3 protein-coding genes are annotated in these 3193 nt (G+C 69.2%); all 3 read left to right on the forward strand.

Features of this window, described 5'->3' with window-relative positions; translation table 11 throughout:
- The coding region (locus tag VHA72_RS16080) for a cold-shock protein (protein WP_325577038.1) at positions 1–169 on the forward strand (169 nt) is incomplete at its 5' end.
- Positions 170–192: 23 nt separating this feature from the next.
- The gene (locus VHA72_RS16085; protein ID WP_325577033.1) at positions 193–1563 is read left to right on the forward strand and encodes a serine/threonine-protein kinase; all 1371 of its coding nucleotides are present in this window, start codon (positions 193–195) and stop codon (positions 1561–1563) included.
- Positions 1564–1856: 293 nt separating this feature from the next.
- The coding region (groL, locus tag VHA72_RS16090) for a chaperonin GroEL (RefSeq protein WP_325577035.1) at positions 1857–3193 on the forward strand (1337 nt) is incomplete at its 3' end.

The raw sequence follows: 3193 nt of genomic DNA on the forward strand, positions 1-3193 counted from the left end.
GGGCTACGGGTTCATCGCGTCACCCGAGGGGCCCGATGTATTCGTCCATTACTCGGCTATTCAGTCGGACGGTTTCCGTACCCTCGACGAGGGTGACAAGGTCGAGTTCGAGATCCAGGCCGGTCGCGACGGCCGAAGTCAGGCGGCGGACGTCCGCAAACTGTCCTGACGGCTACAGCTAGGCTGCGCTGTGTGACAGGCGATGTGTCGGGGGACCTCACCGGTCGCCGGCTGGGTAACTACCGCATCGACGGGGTGCTCGGCAAAGGCGGCATGAGCGTCATGTACAAGGCCACCGACGTCCGGCTCGGGCGCAAGGTGGCCTTGAAGGTGATCGGTGAACACCTCGGTGCCGACGCCGAGTTCCGGGAGCGTTTCGTCGACGAAGCCCGGAACACCTCGGCCATCGACCACGCCAACGTCGTGCCCCTGTACGACTTCGGCGAGATCGACGGCATGCACTACATCGCCATGCGGCTCGTCGACGGCGCGGACCTCGCCAGCCTGATCTCCGACGGGCCCATGTCGCCCGAGCGCGCCCTGCGCCTGCTCGACCAGGTCGCGGACGCGCTGGACAGCCTGCACAACCGCGGGCTGGTGCACCTGGACGTGAAACCGGCGAACGTGCTGGTAACGAGCCGGGAGTCCACGCGAGAGCACGTCTATGTCGCCGATTTCGGCCTGACTCGCCGCGGCGCCACCGGGCACCGCACGCGTGGCGGCGACTTTCTGGGCTCGCCGACCTACGCCGCCCCTGAGCACCTGCGGGGCGAACCACTCGACGGGCGCACCGATCAGTACGCACTGGCGTGCGTGCTGTTCGCCTGCCTGACCGGCAACCCGCCGTTCAAGGGTGACGTGCCCGCCGTGATCAAGGGGCACCTCGCGAGCGAGCCACCGTCGGTGGCGCACGCGGTCGGGCTGCCGCCGGCGATCGACGACGTGATCCGCCGCGGGATGGCCAAGCACCCCGGCGAGCGCTACGACAACTGCGTGGAGCTCATTGCCGCCGCGCGCAAGGCGCTGGGGGCGTCGGCGGAGACATCACGGGGAGAGGGCGGCCGGATGCAGCCGTACGGGCAGCAACAGCCGGGTTGGGGACAACCGGGACCCGGCGGGCCGCCGCCACAGGCACCCGGCCGTTACCCGCCGCCGCAGCAGCCACCGCATCCGCCGCCGCACCAGCAATCACCCTATGGCCCCGGTCCGCAGGGCTACCCGCAGCAGCAACCGCCCGCATACGGGCCGCCACCGGGCTACGGCGCCCAGCCCTACGGTGCCGTACCGCAAGGCGGGTACGGCCCGCCCCAGGGTTACCGGCCTCCGGGCTTCCCGCCGCAGCCGCCGAAGAAGAAGAGCGGGCTGATGTGGTTGTGGATCGCGCTGGGCGTGCTCGTCGTGGCCGGCGGGGTGGTCGCCGCCATCCTGCTGACGGGTGGCGACGGCGACTCCTCGCCGACGCCCGCGCCGAACATCCCGGTCGGGCCCAGCGGGGGTGCCTCGGGCACGTCGGCGACCAACGCCCCGCCGCCCGCGACCGTGTCCATCCGGCCCTCGGCCTGACCCGGAGGCGTCTTCCGTCCGGAAGCCGATATGCCTGCTCACGACGTCCACGCCGGGGTCGCCGCTTGCACTCTCCGCCATCGAGTGCTAAACACGGGATTGGCACTCGGCGCCGCCGAGTGCTAGGCGGGCGGTCAGACCCGACCGCCTGTCTGAAGGTCGGGACGGTGAGGCCAGACCCGGAAACGGGAATGGTCGTCCGTCGCGGGCACCGAGCCTGGCCGAAGGACATGTCCTGCTGCCGGCATCCCTCATGAGCCAGGCAGCGCCCAATACCGGAGGACAACACCGCAATGGCCAAACTGATCGCGTTCGACGAGGACGCCCGCCGCGGACTCGAGCGTGGCCTGAACACCCTCGCCGAAGCCGTCAAGGTGACGCTTGGCCCCCGTGGCCGCAACGTCGTGCTCGAAAAGAAGTGGGGCGCGCCGACCATCACCAACGACGGTGTCTCCATCGCCAAGGAGATCGAGCTCGAGGACCCGTGGGAGAAGATCGGGGCCGAGCTCGTCAAGGAAGTCGCCAAGAAGACCGACGACGTCGCCGGTGACGGCACCACCACCGCCACCGTGCTCGCCCAGGCGCTCGTGCGCGAGGGCCTGCGCAACGTCGCGGCGGGTGCCGACCCCATCAGCCTCAAGCGCGGCATCGAGACGGCTGTCGAGGCCGTCGTCGAGCAGCTGCACAAGGCCGCCAAGGAGGTCGAGACCAAGGAGCAGATCGCTGCGACCGCCTCGATCTCGGCCGCTGACCGCACCATCGGCGAGCTGATCGCCGAGGCGCTGGACAAGGTCGGCAAGGAAGGCGTCGTCACCGTCGAGGAGTCGAACACCTTCGGCCTCGAGCTGGAGCTCACCGAGGGTATGCGCTTCGACAAGGGCTACATCTCGGGTTACTTCGTGACCGACGCGGAGCGTCAGGAAGCCGTCCTGGAGGACCCGTACATCCTCCTGTTCGGCTCGAAGATCTCCAACGTCAAGGACCTGCTCCCCGTGCTGGAGAAGGTCATGCAGTCGGGCAAGCCGCTGCTGATCATCGCCGAGGACGTCGAGGGCGAGGCGCTGGCCACCCTGGTCGTCAACAAGATCCGCGGCACCTTCAAGTCCGTCGCCGTCAAGGCGCCCGGCTTCGGTGACCGCCGCAAGGCCATCCTGCAGGACATCGCGATCCTGACCGGTGGCCAGGTGATCAGCGAGGACGTGGGCCTCAAGCTGGAGAACGCCGACATCTCGCTGCTTGGTCGTGCCCGCAAGGCCGTCATCACCAAGGACGAGACCACCATCGTCGAGGGTGCCGGCGACGCGGACCAGATCCAGGGCCGGGTCAACCAGATCCGTACCGAGATCGAGAACTCCGACTCCGACTACGACCGGGAGAAGCTGCAGGAGCGGCTGGCCAAGCTGGCCGGCGGCGTGGCCGTCATCAAGGCCGGTGCCGCCACCGAGGTCGAGCTGAAGGAGCGCAAGCACCGCATCGAGGACGCGGTGCGTAACGCGAAGGCCGCCGTCGAGGAGGGCATCGTCGCCGGTGGTGGCGTCGCCCTGCTGCAGGCCGCCCAGATCGCGTTCGACGGCCTCCGGCTGTCGGGCGACGAGGCGACCGGCGCCAACATCGTCAAGGTGGCGGTCGA

The organism is Nocardioides sp., from assembly GCF_035547795.1.
Lineage (GTDB): Bacteria > Actinomycetota > Actinomycetes > Propionibacteriales > Nocardioidaceae > Nocardioides.